The 2,195-nt window shown below is 66.1% G+C and carries 2 protein-coding genes; both read right to left on the bottom strand.

What is annotated here, in order from left to right:
• Positions 1 to 771 (bottom strand): ABC transporter ATP-binding protein (locus ACE3UY_RS00850; protein WP_374685665.1); only part of this gene is annotated, 771 nt, incomplete at its 3' end.
• A gap of 77 nt (positions 772 to 848) precedes the next feature.
• A partial coding sequence (locus ACE3UY_RS00845) for an ABC transporter substrate-binding protein (RefSeq protein ID WP_374685664.1) occupies positions 849 to 2,195 on the bottom strand: 1,347 nt, incomplete at its 5' end.

Below are 2,195 nucleotides of genomic sequence, written 5' to 3'. Positions count from 1 at the left end.
CTTGTAATGCTTCACGTCGCGGTAGCTCTTGCGCTCCCCCAATTGCGTCAGGCCGAGGTAGAACTCCTTGATGTCGGCGTTGTCGGCCAGGGTGGCTGCCGGGCCGTCGAGGACAATGCGGCCGTTCTCCATGACGTAGGCGTAATCAGCCGTTTGCAGGGCAACGTTGGCGTTTTGCTCCACCAGCAGGATGGAGACGCCCGCCTCCTGATTGATGCGGCGGATGATCTCGAAGATGGCCTGCACCAGGATCGGGGCCAGCCCCAACGACGGCTCGTCCAACAACATCAGCTTGGGGCGGGCCATGAGGGCGCGGCCGATGACCACCATCTGTTGCTCGCCGCCGGACAGGTAGCCGCTGGTGCGATGGCGGAAGTCGCGCAGGCGCGGGAAGTAGTCGTAGACGCGCTCCAAATCTTCGCGCAGTCCAGCGGTATCGCGCCGCAGCAGCGCGCCGGCCCGCAGGTTCTCCTCCACCGATAGATGGCGGAAGAGCGGCCGGCCCTCGATGACCTGGACGATGCCGCGCCGCACGATGTCGTCCGGCTGGAGCCGGTCGAACCGCTCTCCTTCGAACTCGATGGCGCCGCGCGTGACCTCGCCCTGCTGGGTGTGCAGGAGGCCGGAGATGGCCTTGAGCGTGGTCGACTTGCCCGCGCCGTTGGCGCCCAGCAAGGCTACGATCTGCCCCGCGCCGACCCCCAGCGTCACGCCGCGCAGCACCAGGATCACGTCGTTGTAGACGACCTCGATGTTGTTGACCTTCAACATAAGAATATCTCACGCAAAGAGCGCAAAGACGCAAAGAAGACTTTGCGTTCTTTGCGCCTTTGCGTGAACCTCTTTTCTTACTCCGCGGGCGGGCGGGTGTCGGGGAGTTCGAAGAAGTCCTCGACGACCACGAACTCGGCCACGCCATCCTCGCCAACCTGCACCTGGCGGATCTGAGCCTCGCGCGGGGCGCGGTCTTCGCCCGCGGCGTTCATCGTCGCCATGCCGCCGGCGTCGATGGTGCCCATGTCCTGCATGGCGTTGAAGACCGCCTCGCCGGTCAGCCCTTCGAAGCCGACCGTATTCATGGCGTGCCGCAGGATGTTGGCAACGGCGAACATCTGGCCGTAGCTGAGCAGGTAGCCGACGTCCTTCTTGGCCTCCGGCAGACCGGACGCCTCGAAGTCCTCCAGCGCCATCTGCACGCCGGGGTTGTCGGTGTCATTCCACCAGTAGCTCGGCATGATGCCGTAGTAGCCGTCCATCAGGGCCGCGTTCTCGCCCAGGATGTTCAGCACGTCGGTATTCAGACTCCAGTTGACGCCGCCGACGACGACCGAGTCCCAGGCCTGCAGCGCGCGCAGCGTGCCGATGACCTGGGCCGGGCCGAAGGAAAGCGACTGCACCCAGATGACGTTGGCCCCGTTCGCCAGCAGGTTTTGCAGCTGGCCGGTCACGTCGGCCGTGGGCGAAATCTCCTGCGACTCCAGCGGCAGGACGGTGATGCCCAACTCCTCGGCGTAGGCCAGGGCGGTCGGCGTCGTCGCGCCCGCGCCGAAGGCGTTGGCCCAGCCGATCACGCCGACGACGATCTCGTCGCTGGCCTCGGCCGGCTTGATGTCGGCCCAGTTCTCCTGCGCCCAGGTCAGGAAGCCGGCGAACTGGTCGGAGTAGATCGGCCCGGTGCCAAAGGTATAGCCGCCGCGCGGCACGTAGAAGGCGGCGTCGTTCAGGCCGGCGGTGATGTGGGGGATTTTGTCCTCGGTCACCAGTTGTTGCAGGGCGATGGCCGCGCCGCTGCCGTAGGTCAGGTGCATCAGCGGGGCCGGCTCCTCGGCGCTGTAGCGCTCATAGATGGCGACCTCTTGCTCCGGGTCGTACTGCGAGTCCTCCAGCCGAATCTCCAACTGGACGCCGCAGACGCCGCCCTCGGCGTTGATGCGCTCAACAGCATCCTGCGAGCCGTTGATGAAGCCATCGCCGAGAATCTGGGCCAGCGGGCCGGTCAGACCGGCGGCCTGGTAGACGGTGATCGTCTCGCCTTCATAGGTTTCGTTGCACTCTTCGGTCGCCGTCCCCTCGGCGACTTCCTCAGTTGGCTCGGCCGTCGGCTCTTCCGTCGCCGCCGGCTCCTCGGTGGCGGCCGGTTCCTCGGTTGGAGCCGGCTCTTCGGTAGGTTCCTCGGTCGGGGCGGGCTCCTCCGT

This window comes from Promineifilum sp. (SeqCode) (genome assembly GCF_041918635.1).
Classification (GTDB): domain Bacteria; phylum Chloroflexota; class Anaerolineae; order Promineifilales; family Promineifilaceae; genus Promineifilum.
This window is presented reverse-complemented; position numbering and strand designations above follow the sequence as displayed.